This is a genomic window from Leifsonia sp. Root227, assembly GCF_001428745.1.
Classification (GTDB): Bacteria; Actinomycetota; Actinomycetes; order Actinomycetales; family Microbacteriaceae; genus Leifsonia.
Genome location: NZ_LMIO01000002.1, coordinates 482158 through 500800, shown reverse-complemented (window position 1 = coordinate 500800; position 18643 = coordinate 482158). Strand labels below are relative to the sequence as shown.

Here is an 18643-nt window from a genome sequence, read left to right as displayed (position 1 = left end):
ATATTCCTCAACCCTTTCTCAGCCAAGTTGCACCGGCACCCTTTTGGGTATTTCCTGATGTCATGAGACTGACGAAGTTCGAACACGCCGCCCTGCTCCTCGAAGAATCGGGAAAGAAGCTGTTCGTCGACCCGGGAAGCCTGACCTCCCCCCTCACCGACACCGCCAACACCGTCGCCGTGGTCATCACGCACGAGCACGCCGATCACTGGACCCCGGAGCAGCTGAACCGCATCCTGGACCTCAACCCCGACGTGCAGATCTTCGCCCCGGAGGGCGTCGCGGCCGCCGCCACCGACTTCAACGTCACCGTCGTCCACGCCGGGGACACCGTCGAGGCCGCTCCGTTCACCCTCCGCTTCTTCGGCGGCCGCCACGCGGTCATCCACGAGAGCATCCCGGTGGTGGACAACCTCGGCGTGCTGATCAACGACGAGCTCTACTACCCCGGCGACTCGTTCACCGTCCCCGAGGGCATCGACGTGGATGTGCTGGCCACCCCGGCGGGCGCGCCGTGGCTGAAGATCGGCGAGACCATCGACTTCGTGCTCGCCGTCAAGCCCAAGCGCAGCTTCCCCACGCACGAGATGGTGCTCTCCCGCGGTGGCAAGGACATGTCCAACGGCCGCATCAAGTGGGCGACGGAGCAGAACGGCGGCGAGTTTTTCGCGCTGGAACCGAACGACACGCTCGACATCTAGGCCCAGGTGAGCACACACGCAGAGCAGGCGGACCGCCCTGCCGTCGTCTGGTTCCGCGGCGACCTCAGGGTCGCGGACAACCCGGCGCTGACGGCGGCGGCAGACAGCGGGATGCCCGTGCTCTGCGTGTACGTGCTCGACGAGGAGTCTCCCGGCGTGCGGGCGCTCGGCGGCGCATCCCGGTGGTGGCTGCACCACAGCCTCGTGTCGCTCTCGACGGCACTGGATGCGCTCGGCGGCTTCCTCACCATCCTGCGCGGCCCCGCAGAGCGCGTGATCGGCGACCTGCTGCGCGAGACGGACGCTGCGGCGGTGTTCTGGAACCGGCGCTACGGGCTCGCCGAGCGCACGGTCGACGAAGCGGTGAAGTCCGCCGCGCGGGCGGACGGCAGGGAGGCATCGAGCTTCGGCGCGAACCTCCTGTTCGAGCCGTGGACGATCCGCACCGGCTCCGGCACTCCGTTCTCGGTCTTCACGCCGTTCTGGCGCGCCTGCCTCGCCGCTCCCGCACCGCGCAGGCCACTGGATGCGCCGGCCTCCATCGCCGGAGCCCCACCGCATCCCGGACTCGGCGTCTCCGACCTCGGGCTGCTGCCGACGCATCCCGACTGGACCGATGGCCTCCGGGAGGCCTGGCAGCCCGGCGAGGATCCGGCGCACGAGGCCCTCGACCGTTTCCTCGCCGAGGACGTCGCCGCATACACGGCGGACAGGGACACCCCCGGCATCGACGCGACATCGCGACTATCCCCTCGCCTGCGCTGGGGTGAGCTCAGCCCGCACCAGGTCTGGCACGCGACGGCGGCGGCCAGGGACCGCAGCAATGCGGAGGGCGCTGCGACGTTCCTCTCCGAGCTCGGCTGGCGCGAGTTCGCGTACCACACGCTCTTCCAGCGTCCCGCACTGGCCACGGAGAACATCCGCAGCGAGTTCGACGCCTTTCCCTGGCCGCGCCTGCACCCCGCCGCGCTGCGCGCCTGGCAGCAGGGCAGCACGGGCGTCCCGCTGGTGGATGCGGGGATGCGCGAACTCTGGCGCACGGGGACGATGCACAACAGGGTGCGCATGGTCGTCGCGTCGTTCCTGATCAAGAACCTGCTGATCGACTGGCGGCTCGGAGAGCAGTGGTTCTGGGACACGCTGGTGGATGCCGACCCGGCGAGCAACCCGTTCAACTGGCAGTGGGTCGCTGGTAGTGGGGCGGATGCCGCACCGTACTTCCGCGTCTTCAACCCCGAGCTGCAGCGCGAGAAGTTCGACAGGCACGGCGACTACATCCGCCGCTGGGTGCCGGAGTGGCAGACGGAGGCGTACCAGGAGCCCATCGTCGACCTCGCGGAGACGCGGAGGGCTGCGCTGGCCGCCTACGACGCCGTGAAGGGACGGAAGACGCCCTGACCGGCGTCAGCCGCGCCCAGGGTCAGCGGCCGTGCTCGGCGAGGATCTGGTCCACGTCGATGCGCTTGAGCAGCGCGTTCCAGTCGATCTTGCGTGCCTCATCGGCTCTGTCCTCGTCGGCGAAGACCTTGCCGCTGCGCTCCACGACGATGCCGGAGGGGAGCATCCTGTTCAGCTCGGCGAGGATCGCGTCGTCGACGGCCTCGGTGTCGAAGTCGGCTCCGACGCCGGCGTAGTAGTCGCCGGAGAGGGTGTACGACACGATTCCGGTTTCGATTCGGCTCATGGGCGGCAGTGTAGTCCCGGCATCCGACGGGAGCGTAGAGTGCGCGGCATGAGCGATCAGAACACGCCGAAGCCCAGGCCGCCGCGCGACGCCGGACAGCACAGCGCCTCTCAGCCCAGCGACGCCAAGCCCAGCGACGGCAAGCCCAGCGACGCCCAGCCCAGCGACGCCCAGCCGCGCGACGCCGACGAGCTGACCGACGCCGTCACCGGCCTCGGCGCCGACGACGAGGAACGCCTCGACACCGTCGCCGAGCGTAACGCGTCCCTCGAGGAGCGTCTGCCAGGCGACGACGACCTGCCCCTCACCAAGGGGTAGGCCCGCGGATCGCGCCCTGGTTGGGGGCCTGGATGGTCGCGCATCCACTCGGTACGGTTGCGCGGTGGAGAACAGCCAACGGATGCGCGACAGGGTCGCCGGGTACGCGGTGATGGAGCAGGTCGTCCGGTTGCACGACGACGTTCCTCCTCGCTCGGCCGTCGCCCGCGCGTTCGGCGTGCGACCGGTGACGCCGGACGCCCGGCCGTGGTTCGCCGGCGCACTCGGCGAGCGCGAGGTCGGCGCCACGCTCGACAGGCTCCCCGACGGCTGGACGGCGTTCCACGCGCTCCCCGTCGGCTCCGGCGACGCGGACATCGACCACCTCGTCGTCGGTCCAGGCGGCGTGTTCGCCGTCAGCACGAAGAACCACTCCGGCGCCGAGGTGTGGGTGGGCGAACGAGCTGTCCTGGTGAACGGCGCGAAGAAGCCGTACCTGCGCAACTCGGAGTTCGAGGCGTCGCGGATCAGGAAGGTGCTCGCGACGGCCGGCCTGGTCGCTCCGGTGAACGCGGTCGTCGCCGTCGTCGGTGCGAAGAAGCTGACCGTGCGTCAGCAGCCGGCCCGCGTGGCCGTCCTGAGCGCTGACGGTCTGAACCGCTGGCTCACCAGGCGTCCCTCGGTGATCGACGCGGCGACCGTCGCCGCGATCGTGCGCGTCGTGGACGACCCGGCCACCTGGCGGAGCACCCAGCAGAGCCCGCCGCCCGAGCGCCGCGACCTGACCAGCGCCGACACGGTCGAACGCTTCGACGCCATCGCCCGCGAGGACCGCTCTGCCCGCGTCGTGCGACTGGGCTGGCTGGTCGCGATCGCGCTGAGCGCGCTCGCGGTGAGCCTGCCTTTCCTGCCAGGCGGCCTGCTCGGGCACTGAGCCCGCAGCGGCGCCGCACCGACTACGGCACCACCGGAGTCGCCTCTGTGCGCATCCGCAGTTCGAGCGCGCCGTCCGCCTCCTCCAGCGTCAGCGACACCACGACCGACTGCAGCTCGGCCAGGGAGCGCAGGTGCGTTCCCCCGCACGGGATCTCGACCGTGCCGTCCGGCAGGGCGCAGCGCCAGGTGCGCCGCTCCCCCAGGCCGTCGCCGTCGCGGACGATCGACACCGCGGCCCCGGTGGACAGCCACTCCGCGAGCTGCGCGTTCGCCGCCGTCTCCATACCTGCCAGCGCTTCGGCGAGCTCCACGGCCTGGAAGCCCTTCTTCCGCAGGCTCTTGCCGATCCGGTAGGTGTCGAGCGATCCGTCCGGCAGGATGCGCGACTCGGTGATCGCGAGCTGGTCGAAGTTGGGGTTGCCCCGCCCGTCCACCGCGACCTCTTTGCTCCACAGCGACGCGAGAGCGCCGTTGAGCGCGAGCGACGCCAGGTGGCAGCCGGTGTGCCCTGCCGAGAGCGCGCGGCGCACCGCAGGGTCCACTGTCACCGTGACGGGCGTTCCCGGCTCCAGCCCTGCCGCGTCCTCCACCAGGTGGCAGACGACGAACGCCCAGCCCTCCGTGCCCGTGCGCACAGGCGCATCCCCGACGAACAGGCTCTCGCCGTCGATCGCTCCCACCACCGCTCCGGCCACGGGATGCACGACCCCGTCCACCGAAAGCGTCCCCTGGTCGGCCGGCTGGTCCGGCCAGACCGGGTCGACAGCGTGGAACGCTGTCCGGTCGAGCACGATCGCCGTGCGGCCGCCCTCGACCGGCTGTGCGATGAGCACGGTGCCGGTCGAGGTGACGTCGCCGTCCGGATAGGTGACGATGGTGTCCGCGTCGATGCTGGTGGTGTCCACGGGATGGGCGAGAGGGAAGCTCATCCGTCCAGGGTACGAGACAGGTCGCCCCTACTTCGTGAGCGAGGCCACGTAGTCCTGGTGCTCGTTCATCCACTTCGTCACGATCGGGTCGTAGTTGCTCGTCTTCTCGCCGTTGAACATGTCGTTCTCCAGCGAGTACAGGAGCTTCGAGTCGAGGCGGAACGACTTCACCCAGGCTGCCGCCTCTGGGAACTTCTTCTCGAAGTCCGCGCTGGCGATCGAGTGGATGGACTCCGCCGTTCCGAGCGTGTTCTTCGGGTCCTTGAGGTCCTTCAGATCGAACTGGTCGTACGCCCAGTGCGGGCGCCACAGCGTGACGGCGATATTGTCCTTGCTCTTCATCGCACTGGTCAGCTCCGCAAGCATGGCCGGCGTCGACGACGTCATGAAGTCGAGCTTCCCGAGCCCGTACTCCGGGATGACCTTGTTCTGCGTCGCCTCGGTGAGGCCTGCGCCAGGCTCGATGCCGACCAGACGGTTGCCGAACTCGTCGGCGTGTGCCGCAAGCTGATCGAGCGAGTCGATCGGGGCGTCCTTGTTCACCGCGATGGTGAGTTTGGCCTCGTCGTTCCAGGCGCCGAGATCCACCAGCGAATCGCCGTACTTCTTCAGGTACGCCTCGTGCGTCGTCGGCAACCAGCCGTCGAACGCCACGTCGTAGTCGCCCGTGCTGAGGCCCGCGAAGGCCGGCCCTGCGTCTGCGTACTCGAACTTCACGCTGTAGCCCTTCTCCTCCAGCACGTGCTTCCAGAGGTAGGACGCCGCCTCGCCCTCCGGCCAGCCGTTGAAGACAGCGACCTTGATCTCGCCCTTGGACGAGTCGGCCTGCGAGACGGCCGCGATGCTGGTGCCTGCGACGGCGACGAGCGCAGCGGCGCCGAGCGCGGCCAGCGCCCGCTTCGGCATCCGCGTGCGGGCGGCGCCGACCGACGCGGTGAGCCGGTCGAGGATGATCGCGATGATGACGACGGAGAGCCCGGCCTCGAAGCCGAGTCCCACATCCACCCTGCTGAGCGCCTGGACGATGTCGCGGCCGAGACCGCCCGCACCGACCATCCCGGCGATGACCACCATCGAGAGCGACAGCATGATCACCTGGTTCACCCCGGCGAGGATCGACGGCATGGCCAGCGGCAGCTGGATCTGGCGAAGGATGCGCCGCGGCGACGATCCGAACGCCCGCCCCGCCTCGACGATCTCGCTGTCGACCCCGCGGATGCCGAGCTCGGTCAGCCGCACGCCCGGCGCCATCGCGAAGATGATCGTGGCGACGATGCCGGGGACGACGCCCACCCTGAACAGGATGAGGGCGGGGATGAGATACACGAACGCCGGCATCGTCTGCATGAAGTCGAGCACGGGCCGGATGATGGCGGACGCGGTCTTCGACCGGGCGGCGAGGATGCCGAGCGGGACGCTCAGCGCGACAGCGATGGCCGCGGCGACGATCACCAGGGCGAGCGTGTCCATCGCGTTCGACCACTGGTCGATGCCCGCGATGACGAGGAGGCCGACGACAGTGCCTGCCCCGAACACCCAGCCACGCAGCCAGACGCCGAGCACGGCGAAGATCAGGATGATGCCCCAGAACGGCGGGGTCTGGAGCACCCAGTCCATGCCGTCGTAGAGGCCGGTGAACACCGTGCGGATCACGTCGAACACGGGGCCGAAGAACTCGGTGACGAAGTCGACGACGCTGGTCGCCCAGTCGCCGAGAGGAAGCCGGACATCCATCAGCGCACCTCCTCGAGCTCTGGTTCTCCGCCGTCTCGCGCAGCAGCTCCCTCAGCCGTGTCGAGGAGAGTCTGGTTCATGACATCCGCCGGGATGGTCGCCGGGGGCTCCACGATGATCGGGATCTCCGTGGTCTCACTCGTCACGTTGCCGAGCGCGGCCAGGAGCGTGACGCGCGGAATCACGCCGAGGAGACGGTGATTGTCGTCCACGACGGCGAGCGGAAGGTCGCTGCCGACGGACAGCTCCACCAGCTCGCTCAGCACCTCGTCGCGGGAGACGGAGGCGATGCCGTCGTCGATCACGGTCGACAGGTCGGACTGGCCGTCGCGCACCTGACGCATCACGTCTCTGTCGCGCACGGCGCCGAGCAGACGCCGCCCGTGCCCGACGACGAAGGCAGCGGAGGTCTGCAGGTCGCGCATCGTGCGCACGGCGGCGCGCGGACCTGCGGCGACGGTGACGAGCGCGCGAACCGGCTCCATCACGCTCGCTGCGGTAAGCACGCGGGCGCGGTCGACGTCCTGCACGAAGCTCTCGACGTAGTCGTTGGCCGGGTCGGTGAGGATCTCCTCCGGCGTCCCGATCTGCACGACGCGGCCGTCGCGCATCACGGCGATCCTGTCGCCGAGGAACATGGCCTCGTTGAGGTCGTGGGTGATGAAGACGATGGTCTTGCCGAGCTGGCTCTGCAGTTCGAGCAACTGCTCCTGCATCTCACGTCGGATGAGCGGGTCGAGAGCCGAGAACGCCTCGTCCATCAGGAGCACATCGGTGTCGGCGGCGAGGGCGCGACCGAGGCCGACGCGCTGCTGCATCCCGCCGGAGAGCTCGCCTGGCAGCTTGTCGCCCCAGCCGGACAGGCCGACCAGCTCGAGGACGGTCTCCGCCTTCGCGCGCCGCTCGGCGATCGGCACGCCCTGGACTTCGAGACCGTATGCGAGGTTGTCGAGCACGGTGCGGTGCGGGAGGAGGGCGAAGTGCTGGAACACCATCGAGATGTGCTTCTGGCGCACATCCCGCAGCCTCTTGGACGGCAGGCCGGTGATGGTGGTGCCCATCACGGCCACGTCGCCCGCGGTCGGCTCGAGGAGGCCGTTCAGCAGGCGGATGAGGGTGGATTTGCCCGAGCCGGACAGCCCCATGACCACGAAGATCTCCCCGGCCTTCACCGTGAAGCTCGCGTCGATGACCGCCGCCGTGCCCGAGGCGGTCACGTCGTCGCGGGTCGCCCCGCTCTTCAGCCGGCGGACGACGTCGCCGGGTTTGCGTCCGAACACTTTGTACAGATTCCGCGCCTCGACGGCGGCGATTTCGCTCACGTGATCTCCGTGGCACGCGCTCTACTGCTCGGCGTGCTCCTGGTTGCGCCCGGGTGGGCAGCGTGAACAGCGGGCGACTCAAGCGGGTCGTGCGACGCGCGAATCACCGGCTGCCGACGCGCCATCGGGGCACGCCCACACCGCCCGACCGTACGCTCCGACCTGCGGGGCCGGTGTACACGGCGGCCCCTGTTCCCGGAACGCGGGCTGGGTTGTTGCGGCCCCGTCTCAGCCGGTCGCGGTTCAGCCGTGGCGGCGAACGGGGCGACTCGACGCTATCAATGTGTTTGCACAGAAAGCCAATCGAGATTCTGCATTTCACTGTGCATTCCGCTTCCGGAATGTAAGCGCATCCGCGTCAGGGTGCGGATCGCTCGGGTCCTGGCATCGTTACCTTTCCGTTACCTGAGTGCGCCGCCAGACGACCCCTCTTCCACCGACCGCGGGATGTGCGGCAGACTCTCCCCATGACCTCCGACACCGGCGATCACGCCTGGCAGCGCGTCCCGATCGAAGCCCAGAGCGTCGACGCTCCTCTGTCCCGTTCCGCTGTCTTCCTCGTCGTCTCCGTTGCGGACAACGACGAGGCGTTCGCCATCGTGAAGGACGTCCTCTCCGGTCTCTCCGACCTGGTGAAGACGGTCGGCTTCCGCGACCTGAACGCGCACCTCTCTTGCAATGTCGCGGTCGGCGCGGCGATCTGGACCAGGCTGACCGGTCGCGGCCTCCCCCGCGAGCTGCATCCGTTCGCCGAGATCCGCGGATCGGTGCACACCGCCGTATCGACGCCGGGCGACCTGCTGTTCCACATCAGGGCGGAGCGGGGCGACTTCACGTTCGAGTTCGAGCGGCTGCTGCTGTCGGCTCTCGGCGACGCTGTCGAGGTGGTGGACGAGGTGACAGGATTCCGCTACTTCGACTCCCGCGACCTGCTCGGCTTCGTCGACGGCACGGCCAACCCCACCGCAGGCGAGATGGCGTCGTCCACGCTCGTCGGCGACGAGGACCCTGAGTTCGCGGGCGGCAGCTACGTCGTCGTGCAGAAGTACCTGCACGACCTCGGGAAGTGGGGCTCGCTCCCCACGCCGTCGCAGGAGGGCGTGATCGGGCGGACCAAGATCGACAATGTCGAGCTGGACGACGCGGAGCACGGCCAGAAGTCGCACAAGACCCTCGCCACGATCACCGACGAGTCCGGCGTCGAGCACGACATCCTCCGCGACAACATGCCGTTCGGCCGCGTCGGCCACGGCGAGTTCGGCACGTACTTCATCGGGTACTCGCGGGCGCTCTGGGTGATCGAGCGGATGCTGCAGCGGATGTTCGTCGGCGATCCGGAGGGCAGCTACGACCGCATCCTCGACTTCTCCACCGCCGCGACGGGCACCACGTTCTTCGCCCCGTCCCGCGCCATCCTGGACTCTCTCGGCGACTGAGCTGCGCGCGGCGACTGACCTGGCCATGTGCCCCGCAGGTCTCCTTTCCGACGGAGTATCGCGCCGCACCCGTAACACTGTGACCCGCGCATTGCCCGCGCCACGACGGATGCGCCATGCTGAAAGACCCCCGCACTCAGCATCAGCACCAGCACCAGCACCACACCCCTAGCTCACCGCCCTCTCTCACAGCCCGGAGTCGCCATGTCCCGCCGTCGCATCCTCACCGTCGCAGCCGTCGTCGCTGCCGCAGCTCTCGCTCTCACGGGATGCGCATCGGGCTCAGGCTCGACCGGCACCGGCAGCGCGAAGGCGGACGACGCGTACATCACGCCGGGCAAGCTCACCATCGGCACCGCGGAGCCCGCGTACTCGCCGTGGGTGATCGACGACAAGCCGGAGTCAGGAAAGGGCTTCGAGTCTGCCGTCGCGTACGCGGTGGCAGACAAGCTCGGCTTCGCCAAGGGCGACGTCACCTGGGTGCGCACCACGTTCGACCAGGCCATCGCGCCGGGGCCGAAGACGTTCGACTTCAACCTGCAGCAGTTCTCCATCACCGACGAGCGCAAGAAGGCCGTGGACTTCTCCTCGCCGTACTACGAGACGACGCAGGTCGTCGTCACCATCGGCTCCTCCCCCGCGGCCAAGGCGACATCGCTGGCCGGCCTGAAGAAGCTCGCCATCGGCGCCCAGTCGGCGACCACGAGTTTCACCGCTGCGGAGAAGGAGATCGCGCCGGCGGGCGGCGTGCAGGCGTTCAACTCGAACGACGACGCCAAGCTCGCCCTGGAGAACAAGCAGGTGGATGCGATCGTCGTCGACCTGCCGACCGCGTTCTACCTGCGCGACGCCGAGCTGAAGGACGGGAAGATCGTCGGCCAGCTTCCGAAGGCGTCCGGTCAGGACGGCGACCAGTTCGGTCTGGTGCTCGCCAAGGGCAGCGCCCTCACCGCCAAGGTCACCGCGGCGGTCGACGCGCTCCGCACCGACGGCACCCTGGACAAGCTCGCCGCGAAGTGGCTCGCCACGGACGGCAACGCCCCGGTGCTCAAGTAGCGGTGCGGAAGCGCTAGCGTTCATCGGGTGAGCACCATCCAGCAGCCGGGCGCCGCCCAGCCCAGCCCTGTCGAGCCTGGCCCGGTCGAGCCTGGCCCGGTCGAGCCGAGCGCCGTCGAGCTCGGCCGCCGCGCCTTCCGCAAGAAGCAGACCACCCGGTCGGTGCTGATCAGTCTCGCCAGCACCATCGTCGTCGCCGTCCTCGCCTGGTTCTTCGTGATCAATACGCCGGGCTGGGCGGCGGTGCAGCAGACCTTCTTCGATCCCGCCGTCGCCGTGCAGGCCTGGCCGAGGGTGTTCGACGGGCTGCTGCTGAACATCCGGGTGCTCGTCGTGGCGGCGATCGGCGTGCTGATCGTGAGCATCCTGATCGCCACCACGCGCACCCTGCGCGGGCCGATCTTCTTCCCGCTGCGCGCTCTGGCGGCCGGATACACGGACCTGTTCCGCGGGATGCCGCTCATCATCGTGCTCTACCTGGTCGGCTTCGGCCTGCCAGGGCTCGGCGTCTTCCCTCGGATGCCCGCCGAGTTCTGGGGCACGATCGCACTCGTGCTCGTCTACTCCGCCTACGTCTCCGAGGTGTTCCGCGCCGGGATCGAGGCGGTGCATCCATCGCAGCGGCTGGCCGCCCGCGGTCTCGGCCTCAGCCACTACCAGACGCTGCGCCTGGTGATCCTCCCGCAGGCCATCCGCAAGGTCACGCCGGCGCTGATGAACGACTTCGTCGCCATGCAGAAGGATGTGGGCCTGATCTCCATCCTGGGGGCAGTGGATGCGGTCCGTGCCGCCCAGATCGAGACCGCCGCCACATACAACTTCACCCCGTACGTGCTGGCCGGCCTGCTGTTCGTGGCGCTGGCGCTGCCGATGATCCGGCTCACCGACTGGTATTCGGCCAGGGTGCGCAAGCGCGAGCAGGTCGGGAGCATCGTATGAGCGAGCAGACGGTCACCCCGGTGCCAGGCGCCGCCCCCGAGCCTGGCCCTGCCCCCGTCCTCCGGCTGACCGGGGTCCGTAAGCGGTTCGGCGACACCGAGGTGCTGCGCGGCATCGACCTGGACGTGCAACGCCACGAGGTGGTCGCCCTGATCGGCGCGAGCGGGTCGGGCAAGTCGACCCTGCTACGGACCATCAACCTGCTGGAGCGCATCGACGACGGCCAGATCTTCCTGGGCGACGACGACATCAGCGACCCGCGCACCAGGATGGACGCCGTCCGCGGCCGGATCGGCGTGGTGTTCCAGCACTACAACCTGTTCCCTCACCTGTCGGTGCTCGACAACGTGACGCTCGCCAGCCGCAGGGTGCACCGCATCCCGAGGAAGGCTGCCGAGGCGAAGGCGCACGAGCTGCTGGAGGCGATCGGCCTCGGCGACAAGGCGAAGGAGTTCCCCGACCGGCTCTCCGGCGGCCAGCAGCAGCGCGCGGCGATCGTGCGCGCCATCGCGACCGACCCGGAACTGCTGCTGCTCGACGAGGTCACCAGCGCCCTCGATCCTGAGCTCGTCGGCGAGGTCCTCGAACTCGTGCGCGACCTCAAGGCGTCCGGCACGACCATCGTCATGGCCACGCACGAAATGGCGTTCGCGCGGGATGTGGCCGACCGGGTCGTCTTCCTCGACGCCGGTGTCATCGCCGAACAGGGACCGCCGGCGCAGCTCTTCGGCGCACCACGGGAGCAGCGCACGCGCGCGTTCCTCGCCCGCTTCTCCGGCTGGGTCGCGTAGCGCCAGAGTCAAGCCGGCGACGGACGTGTTACGACGGCGCCGCAACAAAAGAAACAGGCTGTCATCTTCGTGGCAGGGGATGCGCGTACCGGGATACAACTATCCGATCATGTCGCGCATCTTCACAAGCAGATTCAACCCTGGCAAGGCCCGCTGGGAGCTGGTCGTCAGTCCGAAAGGCGACGTGTACGCGTTCCCGCTTACACTCGCCATCGCGCAGCGCCAGGTGCTCGACGGCCACCGCCGGTATCTCGTCGGCCACGTGGCGAAGGGCGCGCAGACCTGGACGGCGAGCGGGCCGTCCGGCCTCGTCTTCGGCACGACGTTCCCGTCCCTGCCCTCCGCTCTCGAAGCGATCGCCGACGAGGTCGACCTGGCGCCGGTGCCGTAGCCGTCCGCCGGTGCCCGAACCAGGAGGCGACGCTACGCGGCCGACTTCGCCAGCGCGTCCTCCAGAGCGACCCAGGGCAGCATCGCGCACTTGATGCGGGTGACGTACTTCGAGACGCCGGCGAGGGCGACGGCGTCGCCGAGCAGCTCCTCATCGCCGTCGATCGCGCCCTTCGACTGCATCAGCTCACGGAACGCGGCGACCGCCTCCGTGAGCTGCTCGCGCGACACGTCGTGCACGATGTCGCTGAGCAGCGACGCCGACGCGGTGGAGATGGAGCAGCCGTGTCCCTCCCAGCTGATCGAGGCGACACCGCCTGCGGCCGATGGATGCACGTTCAGCGTCACCTCGTCGCCGCACGTCGGATTGAGCTGGTGCGAACTGCCCGCCGCATTCGGCTGGAGGCCGTAGCCGTGCTTCTCCTTGGCGTGGTCGAGGATGACCTGCTGGTAGAGGTTCTGAAGGTCGGACGAGCTCATCGGTCGACTCCGAAGAAGGCGCGGGCGTCGGCGACAGCGGCGACGGCCGCATCCACCTCGTCCGCTGTGTTGTACAGGTAGGTGCTGATGCGCGTGCTGGCCGTCGCCCCGAACCGGCGGTGCACCGGCTGCGCGCAGTGGTGGCCGACCCGCACGGCGATGCCGCGGTCGTCGAGGAACTGGCCGACGTCGTGCGAGTGGATGCCGTCGACGACGAAGCTCGCGAGGCCGACGCGGGGAACTCCGCGGCCGGGGCCGAGCACGCGCACGCCGGGGATCTCCGCCAGCCCGTCCAGGATGCGCGCCCCCAGTGCTTCCTCGTGCGCTTCGATGGCGCGCATCCCGACCACGTCGAGATAGTCGACGGCCGCGGCGAGCGCGACAGCCTGCGAGACCCGCTGGGTGCCGGCCTCGAAGCGCTGCGGGGCCGGCAGGTATTCGGCTCCCGTGAGGCTGACGGTGGTGATCATCGAGCCGCCGGTGAGGAACGGCGGGAGCGCGTTGAGGAGATCGCGGCGTCCGTAGAGCGCGCCGACCCCGGTCGGGCCGAGCATCTTGTGGCCGGAGAACACGGCGAAGTCCACGTCGAGCGCGTGCAGGTCGAGCGCGAGGTGCGGCGCGGACTGGCAGGCGTCGAGCACGGTGAGCGCGCCGGCCTCGCGGGCGAGGGCGACGAGTGTCTCGACCGGGTTGATCGCACCGAGCACGTTCGACACGTGCGTGAACGCGACGATCTTCGTGCGCGCGCCGATGATTCCGGCGGCTTCGTCGAGGCGCAGCTGCCCGTCGTCGTGCAGGCCGATCACCCGGAGCGTCGCACCGGTCCGGGCGGCGAGTTCCTGCCACGGCACCAGATTGGCGTGGTGCTCAGACTCGGTGACGACGATCTCGTCGCCATCGCCGATCCCGAACCGCGCCGCCTCGTCTCCCCCGCGCCCGAGCGACGCGTTCGAGATGCTGTACGCGAGCAGGTTGATGCCCTCGGTGGCGTTGGAGGTCCAGACCAGTTCGTCCGCGTCGACGCCGACGAACGCCGCGACTCGCGCTCTGGCGTCCTCGAACAGCTCGGTCGCCTCTCCTGCCGTGGTGTGCGCGCCGCGGTGGACGGCGGAGGTGTATCGCTCGACGAACGCGCGTTCGGCGTCGAGGACCTGGCGCGGTTTCTGCGACGTGGCGCCGGAGTCGAGATAGACGAACGGATGCCCGTTGACCTCGCGCGCGAGGATCGGGAAATCCGCACGGATGCGGGCGATGTCGATGGTGTCGGTGTACATGCGTTGAAAACCTTACTTCCTCTGACTGCAATGCAGTCGAGGGTTACGGCATTCCCACGCACGGTCCCGGATGCGCGTTCCGCGCACCGTCTCGTGCGGCTGCGCAGCGCTACGAGTCGCGCCCGACCGGCGGCTCCCCGACGAACTGGTGCGCCTCGGAAGCGAGTTCGGGCCAGTCCTCGAGGTCGGAGATTCCGACCCACGAGCCCCGCGCATCCACCACTCCTCCGGATGCGGGAGCCGCGACTCCGCGGTCCACCAGGTCGAGCGCGCGGGAGGCCGGCAGGTCGAGCACCAGCCTGTCGCCGTCGAGGAAGGCGAAGAGCTTCCCGTGCACGTGAAGGCCCTTCTCCGTGGCGACCACGTCGTCGTCCGGGTCTTCGAGCAGACGGGTGGCGAGCAGGTCGAAGGCGACGTTCGGTGATGCGTCTGTCATGGCGCGATGCTAGGCCAGGGCGAGCGGGCGGACAAGAGGCGTCCGCTCATCCGCGCGGAGACGGCCGCGAACTCTGGCGCGACCGGCCGCATCCCGCTATCGTGCTCGCAGGCCCCCATTCGGGGGTGGACCCCCTCGACCGATTGGTGTTGCGATGTTGCTCCGGTCCTCTGTGAAAACCTCTCGTCCCCGCGGCCGTCTCGCGGCCGGTGCGGCTGGCGTGCTCGCACTCGTCGTCGGCTTCGGCGTCGTGAACGCGTCCGCAGCGTCCGCCTGGGATCCGGGGCCGGGCCACGGACAGCAGCAGCAGCTCGCGCCGCGCACGTCGTTCACGATGGCGGCGGACGGGTCGAGCGGCGCGACGGCGGGAGGCGAGGGCATCCCGAACATCGACTCGGTGAAGAAGACCATCGCCACCTACTACGGCGACCCCGGCACCGGCATCGCCGACAAGACCGCGTCGCCGTACATCAGCGAGATGTCCACGATCATCGCGGGCGAGACCGCCAAACTGCAGGCGGAGTACGCGGCTGCGAAGGCCAAGGGCCAGAAGCCGGCGATCGTCTTCGACGCCGACGACACCACGCTCTGGACGTACGACATGGAGGTGGCGGACATGCACTTCACCTTCAACCCCGCGGAGCAGGACGTCTGGGTGCAGGACCAGCGGTTCCCGGCCACCCCGGCGATGGTCGCGTTCGTGAACAAGGCGGCGGCCATCGGCTTCACCGTCTTCGGCCTCACCGGCCGCAACGACAACCAGAAGGCGGCCACCCTCGGCAACCTCAGCAAGGTCGGATACACCCCGTTCACCGCCGCGAACTTCTACACCAAGTGGACCGGCGTCGGCGCATCCCAGCAGCCGTCGTACATCACCTGCGCCGCCGCGGCGTGCACGACAGTCGAGTACAAGGCCCTCACCAGGAAGCACATCCAGGATCTGGGTTACACGATCGACCTCAACGTCGGCGACCAGTGGTCCGACCTGCAGGGCGGCTACGCCCAGCGCGCGCTGAAGCTGCCGAACCCGACCTACTACCTGCCGTCGCCCGACCTGCCGGGCGTGAACGAGCCGACGCTGGCCCCGCGCACGCACTTCAGCATGGCGCCGGACGGCACCAGCGGCGCGACGGCCGGAGGCGAGGGCATCCCGAACATCGACTCGGTGAAGAAGACCATCGCCACCTACTACGGAGACCCTGGCACCGGCATCGCGAACAAGACGGACTCCCCGTACATCCGCGAGATGCGCAGCCTGGTGCTGCGGCAGCTGCCCGTGCTGGCCGCGACCTGCTTCGTCGAGAAGAAGCTGCACAAGAACCCGGCGATCGTCCTGGACGCCGACGACACCACGCTCTGGACGTACGACATGGAGGTGGCGGACATGCACTTCACCTTCAACCCGGCAGAGCAGGACGTCTGGGTGCAGGACCAGCGGTTCCCCGCCACGCCGTCGATGACCACGCTCGCCACAGTCGCCCAGAAATCCGGATGCACGCTCATCGGCCTCACCGGACGCAACGACGACCAGAAGGCCGCCACGCTCGGCAACCTGGCGAAGGTCGGATACACCGGCTTCACCGCGCCGAACTACTACACCAAGTGGACCGGCGTCGGCGCATCCCAGCAGCCGTCGTACATCACCTGCGCGACCGCGAAGTGCACGACCATCGAGTACAAGTCGCAGACCCGCAAGCACGTCGAGTCGGCTGCCGGCGGGAAGTACGACATCGTCGCCAACTACGGCGACCAGTTCAGCGACCTGATCGGCGGCTCGGCCGACCGCGCGGTGAAGCTGCCGAACCCGACGTACTACCTGCCGTAGGGAGCGTTCCGCTCGTGCGGAAGGTGCGGTCGCGCGCGTCGCGACCGCACCTTCCGCGCTAGGCGCACCGGTATTCTTTCCCCATGGTCGAACGCACGAACGGGTCCCCCTGGTATTTGATCGGCGGGATCGTCCTCGTGGCGGTCGGGCTCGGAGTCCCCCTGCTGATCGACGCGGCGAGCGGGTCGACGCAGTGGATCGTGCGCGGCGTCGGCGTGCTGGTCGCCGTCGGCGGCGGCGTGCTGATCGGGTTCTGGGTGCGTCACCGGCAGGGTCGCTGACCGCGATGAGGCTCGGAGTCCTCGACGTCGGTTCGAACACCATCCACCTGCTCGTCGTCGACGCGCATCCCGGCGCCCGGCCGATCCCCGCCGCCACCCACAAGTCGGTGCTGCGGCTGATGCGCTACATCGACGCGGACGGCGCGATCAGCGACGAAGGCTGCCAGGCCATCCTCGACGCCATCGCGTCGGCCATGCGCGTCGCAGAGGCGGAGGGCATCGAGGAGCTGCTGCCGTTCGCCACGTCCGCCATCCGCGAGGCGACCAACGGGCCGGCGCTGCTCGCGCGCATCACCGCGGAGACCGGCGTCGACTTGCAGGTGCTGTCCGGGGAGGACGAGGCGAAGCTGACCTTCCTGGCCGTGCGCCGCTGGTCCGGCTGGTCGGCCGGCGACCTCCTGCTGCTCGACATCGGCGGAGGATCGCTGGAGATCGCCTCCGGGCGCGACGAGTACCCCGACATCGCCGTCTCCGTGCCGCTCGGCGCCGGACGCAGCACCATCGGCTTCCTGCACGACGACCCGCCGACCGAACCGCAGGTCGACGCGCTCAGGATGCACGCCCGCTCCGTCCTGCAGGATGCGGTCGGCGGCTTCTCCGGACGCGCGGCCGGCGGCCACGTGGTCGGCACCTCCAAGACGATCCGCTCCCTCGCTCGCCTCGCCGGGTCGACAGCTCCCGGGCCGGGAGGCAGCGAGCGCAGCCTGCTGCGGCGGTCGGAGCTCTCCGACTGGGTGCCGCGCCTCGCGCAGCTTCCGGCGGAGGCGCGCACCGCACTGCCGGGGATCACGGCCGACCGCACGTTCCAGATCGTCGCGGGCGGCATCGTGCTGCGCGAGGCGATGCGCGCGTTCGGCGTGGACGAGCTCGAAGTCTGCCCGTGGGCGCTGCGCGAGGGCATCATCCTGCGCTACCTCGACCACCTCGCCTGACGCGGCGGCACCCCGCTCTTGACGAACAGTCGGCAGACCCGCGTGCGCGAAACCGCTTTCGCGAAACCGCTTTCACGGTAAGGTGGACACATCCACAACCGATCGGGCGCAGGAGCACGATGAGCGAGCACGGCACGGGCCGCACGGCCACGACCACACCCACCCCACCACCGACCACACGCACAGCCACCCCCGCCGAGTTCGCGACCAAGCTCGGCCGCGTTCGCGAACTGCTGACCGCCAGAGGCGAGCACGCCATCGCGCTCGCGACGCGCGAGTCGCTCTCCTGGCTGCTGTGCGGAGCGCGCGTGACCGTCCCGACGAACGGCGACCCTGTGCTCAGCGTGCTGGTCGACGCCCACGAGGTCACCGTGCACGTGCTCGCGAACGAGACCGACCGCATCGTGTCGGAGGAGCTCACCGGACTCGGCGGGTTCGCACTGGTCGAACATCCCTGGTTCGAACCTCTCCCCGGCACAGCCTCGCGGCCCGTACCCGGCGCGATCGCAGAGCACAGCGTCGCGCCCGAACTGCGTTCCATGCGTGCCACACTGCTCGCCGTCGAGGTGGCGCGCTACCGCTCGCTCGGCGCCGACGTCGCAGCGGCCGTCACCGCCGTCGCCCGCGCCGCCCGCCGGGCCGACACCGAACGCCGGCTCGCTTCCGATCTCTCGCGCGCCGTGGTCGCCACCGGCGCCGAGCCGATCGTCACCCTCGTCGCCGGGCAGAGCAGGCTCGATTTGCGGCACCCGCTGCCGACCGGCGCCCCCATCGGGGATCGCCTCATGCTGGTCGTCGGCGCCCGGAGGGACGGTCTCATCGTCAACCTCACCAGGTGGGTCGGCGACGAGCCAGGCGCCGCGGAGGCCGACGCCCGCCTGCGCGAGGTCGAGGCCACCGCGTTCGCCGCGACCACCCCTGGCAGGCCGCTCTCCGCCGTCCTGGCCGACATCGCCGCCTCGTACGAAGCGCACGGCTTCTCCGCCGACGAGTGGATGCGCCACCACCAGGGCGGTCCCACCGGCTACGCGGGCAGAGACCCTCGGGCGACCCCGGCCACCGCCGACCGGGTGCGCGACGGTCAGGCGTTCGCCTGGAACCCCAGCGTCCCGCGCGGCAAGGTCGAGGACACCGTCGTCATCACCGGCGGCGTCACGGACGTCCTCACCGCCGACCCCGACTGGCCGACCGTCGTGGTCGGCGGCCTCGCCAGACCGATCGCGCTCCCTTTCTCCTGAC

At 69.5% G+C, this 18643-nt stretch carries 20 protein-coding genes; 13 read left to right on the top strand and 7 right to left on the bottom strand.

Features of this window, described 5'->3' with window-relative positions; all coding sequences use genetic code 11:
- The first annotated feature begins 62 nt into the window (after positions 1–62).
- A complete protein-coding gene (locus ASE16_RS07270; RefSeq protein WP_055892941.1) occupies positions 63–701 on the top strand; it encodes an MBL fold metallo-hydrolase in 639 nt (212 codons plus the stop codon).
- A gap of 6 nt (positions 702–707) precedes the next feature.
- The gene (locus ASE16_RS07265) at positions 708–2099 is read left to right on the top strand and encodes a cryptochrome/photolyase family protein (protein WP_055892938.1); all 1392 of its coding nucleotides are present in this window, start codon (positions 708–710) and stop codon (positions 2097–2099) included.
- A 22-nt stretch (positions 2100–2121) separates the two neighbouring features.
- Here the strand turns inward: ASE16_RS07265 and ASE16_RS07260 are convergent, their stop codons facing one another.
- Positions 2122–2385 carry a hypothetical protein gene (locus ASE16_RS07260; RefSeq protein WP_055892935.1) on the bottom strand — a complete coding sequence of 88 codons (264 nt, stop codon included), beginning with the start codon at positions 2383–2385 and terminating at the stop codon, positions 2122–2124.
- Between the two features lie 48 nt (positions 2386–2433).
- Between ASE16_RS07260 and ASE16_RS19730 the strand changes: the two genes are divergently transcribed.
- A complete protein-coding gene (locus tag ASE16_RS19730) occupies positions 2434–2703 on the top strand; it encodes a hypothetical protein (RefSeq protein ID WP_157480185.1) in 270 nt (89 codons plus the stop codon).
- 64 nt (positions 2704–2767) lie between these two features.
- A complete protein-coding gene (locus tag ASE16_RS07250) occupies positions 2768–3577 on the top strand; it encodes a nuclease-related domain-containing protein (protein WP_235500407.1) in 810 nt (269 codons plus the stop codon).
- Between the two features lie 22 nt (positions 3578–3599).
- Here the strand turns inward: ASE16_RS07250 and ASE16_RS07245 are convergent, their stop codons facing one another.
- The 3 genes from ASE16_RS07245 to ASE16_RS07235 are packed head-to-tail and all read right to left on the bottom strand — an operon-like array spanning position 3600 to position 7564.
- On the bottom strand, positions 3600–4508 hold the full coding sequence (locus tag ASE16_RS07245) for a hypothetical protein (protein ID WP_055892925.1): 909 nt from the start codon (positions 4506–4508) through the stop codon (positions 3600–3602).
- Between the two features lie 27 nt (positions 4509–4535).
- A complete protein-coding gene (locus ASE16_RS20315; protein WP_055892922.1) occupies positions 4536–6242 on the bottom strand; it encodes an ABC transporter permease/substrate binding protein in 1707 nt (568 codons plus the stop codon).
- Entirely contained in the window at positions 6242–7564 is a 1323-nt protein-coding gene (locus tag ASE16_RS07235; protein ID WP_082581294.1) for a quaternary amine ABC transporter ATP-binding protein, read from the bottom strand. Before ASE16_RS07235 ends, ASE16_RS20315 begins: the two co-directional genes overlap by 1 nt.
- Before the next feature lie 467 nt (positions 7565–8031).
- On the opposite strand from ASE16_RS07235, the gene ASE16_RS07230 reads away from it, so the two are divergent.
- From ASE16_RS07230 to ASE16_RS07210, 5 genes are all read left to right on the top strand, one after another.
- On the top strand, positions 8032–9000 hold the full coding sequence (locus ASE16_RS07230; RefSeq protein WP_055892918.1) for a Dyp-type peroxidase: 969 nt from the start codon (positions 8032–8034) through the stop codon (positions 8998–9000).
- A gap of 204 nt (positions 9001–9204) precedes the next feature.
- The gene (locus ASE16_RS07225; protein WP_055892915.1) at positions 9205–10056 is read left to right on the top strand and encodes an ABC transporter substrate-binding protein; all 852 of its coding nucleotides are present in this window, start codon (positions 9205–9207) and stop codon (positions 10054–10056) included.
- A gap of 36 nt (positions 10057–10092) precedes the next feature.
- Entirely contained in the window at positions 10093–10995 is a 903-nt protein-coding gene (locus ASE16_RS07220; RefSeq protein WP_055894382.1) for an amino acid ABC transporter permease, read from the top strand.
- Complete coding sequence (locus tag ASE16_RS07215) at positions 10992–11786, top strand: amino acid ABC transporter ATP-binding protein (protein WP_055892912.1); 795 nt, start codon at positions 10992–10994, stop codon at positions 11784–11786. Before ASE16_RS07220 ends, ASE16_RS07215 begins: the two co-directional genes overlap by 4 nt.
- A gap of 109 nt (positions 11787–11895) precedes the next feature.
- Positions 11896–12177 (top strand): hypothetical protein, encoded by a 282-nt coding sequence (locus ASE16_RS07210; RefSeq protein ID WP_055894380.1) that lies wholly within the window; start codon positions 11896–11898, stop codon positions 12175–12177.
- 32 nt (positions 12178–12209) lie between these two features.
- Here ASE16_RS07210 and sufU read toward each other — a convergent pair whose 3' ends face one another.
- The 3 genes from sufU to ASE16_RS07195 form a co-directional block, all read right to left on the bottom strand.
- Positions 12210–12656 (bottom strand): Fe-S cluster assembly sulfur transfer protein SufU, encoded by a 447-nt coding sequence (gene sufU, locus ASE16_RS07205; protein WP_055892908.1) that lies wholly within the window; start codon positions 12654–12656, stop codon positions 12210–12212.
- Positions 12653–13930, bottom strand: coding sequence for an aminotransferase class V-fold PLP-dependent enzyme (locus ASE16_RS07200; protein WP_055892904.1), 1278 nt, complete (start codon positions 13928–13930; stop codon positions 12653–12655). Before ASE16_RS07200 ends, sufU begins: the two co-directional genes overlap by 4 nt.
- A gap of 109 nt (positions 13931–14039) precedes the next feature.
- Complete coding sequence (locus tag ASE16_RS07195) at positions 14040–14366, bottom strand: hypothetical protein (protein ID WP_055892900.1); 327 nt, start codon at positions 14364–14366, stop codon at positions 14040–14042.
- A gap of 220 nt (positions 14367–14586) precedes the next feature.
- Between ASE16_RS07195 and ASE16_RS07190 the strand changes: the two genes are divergently transcribed.
- The 4 genes from ASE16_RS07190 to ASE16_RS07175 all read left to right on the top strand — a co-directional run bounded on the left by ASE16_RS07190 (position 14587) and on the right by ASE16_RS07175 (position 18642).
- Positions 14587–16191 carry an HAD family acid phosphatase gene (locus tag ASE16_RS07190; protein ID WP_235500406.1) on the top strand — a complete coding sequence of 535 codons (1605 nt, stop codon included), beginning with the start codon at positions 14587–14589 and terminating at the stop codon, positions 16189–16191.
- Positions 16192–16274: 83 nt separating this feature from the next.
- Positions 16275–16472, top strand: a complete 198-nt coding sequence (locus ASE16_RS07185) for a hypothetical protein (protein WP_055892893.1) — start codon at positions 16275–16277, stop codon at positions 16470–16472.
- 5 nt (positions 16473–16477) lie between these two features.
- Positions 16478–17404, top strand: coding sequence for a Ppx/GppA phosphatase family protein (locus ASE16_RS07180; protein WP_055892889.1), 927 nt, complete (start codon positions 16478–16480; stop codon positions 17402–17404).
- Between the two features lie 119 nt (positions 17405–17523).
- Positions 17524–18642, top strand: coding sequence for a M24 family metallopeptidase (locus tag ASE16_RS07175; protein ID WP_157480183.1), 1119 nt, complete (start codon positions 17524–17526; stop codon positions 18640–18642).
- Position 18643: the final 1 nt, after the last annotated feature.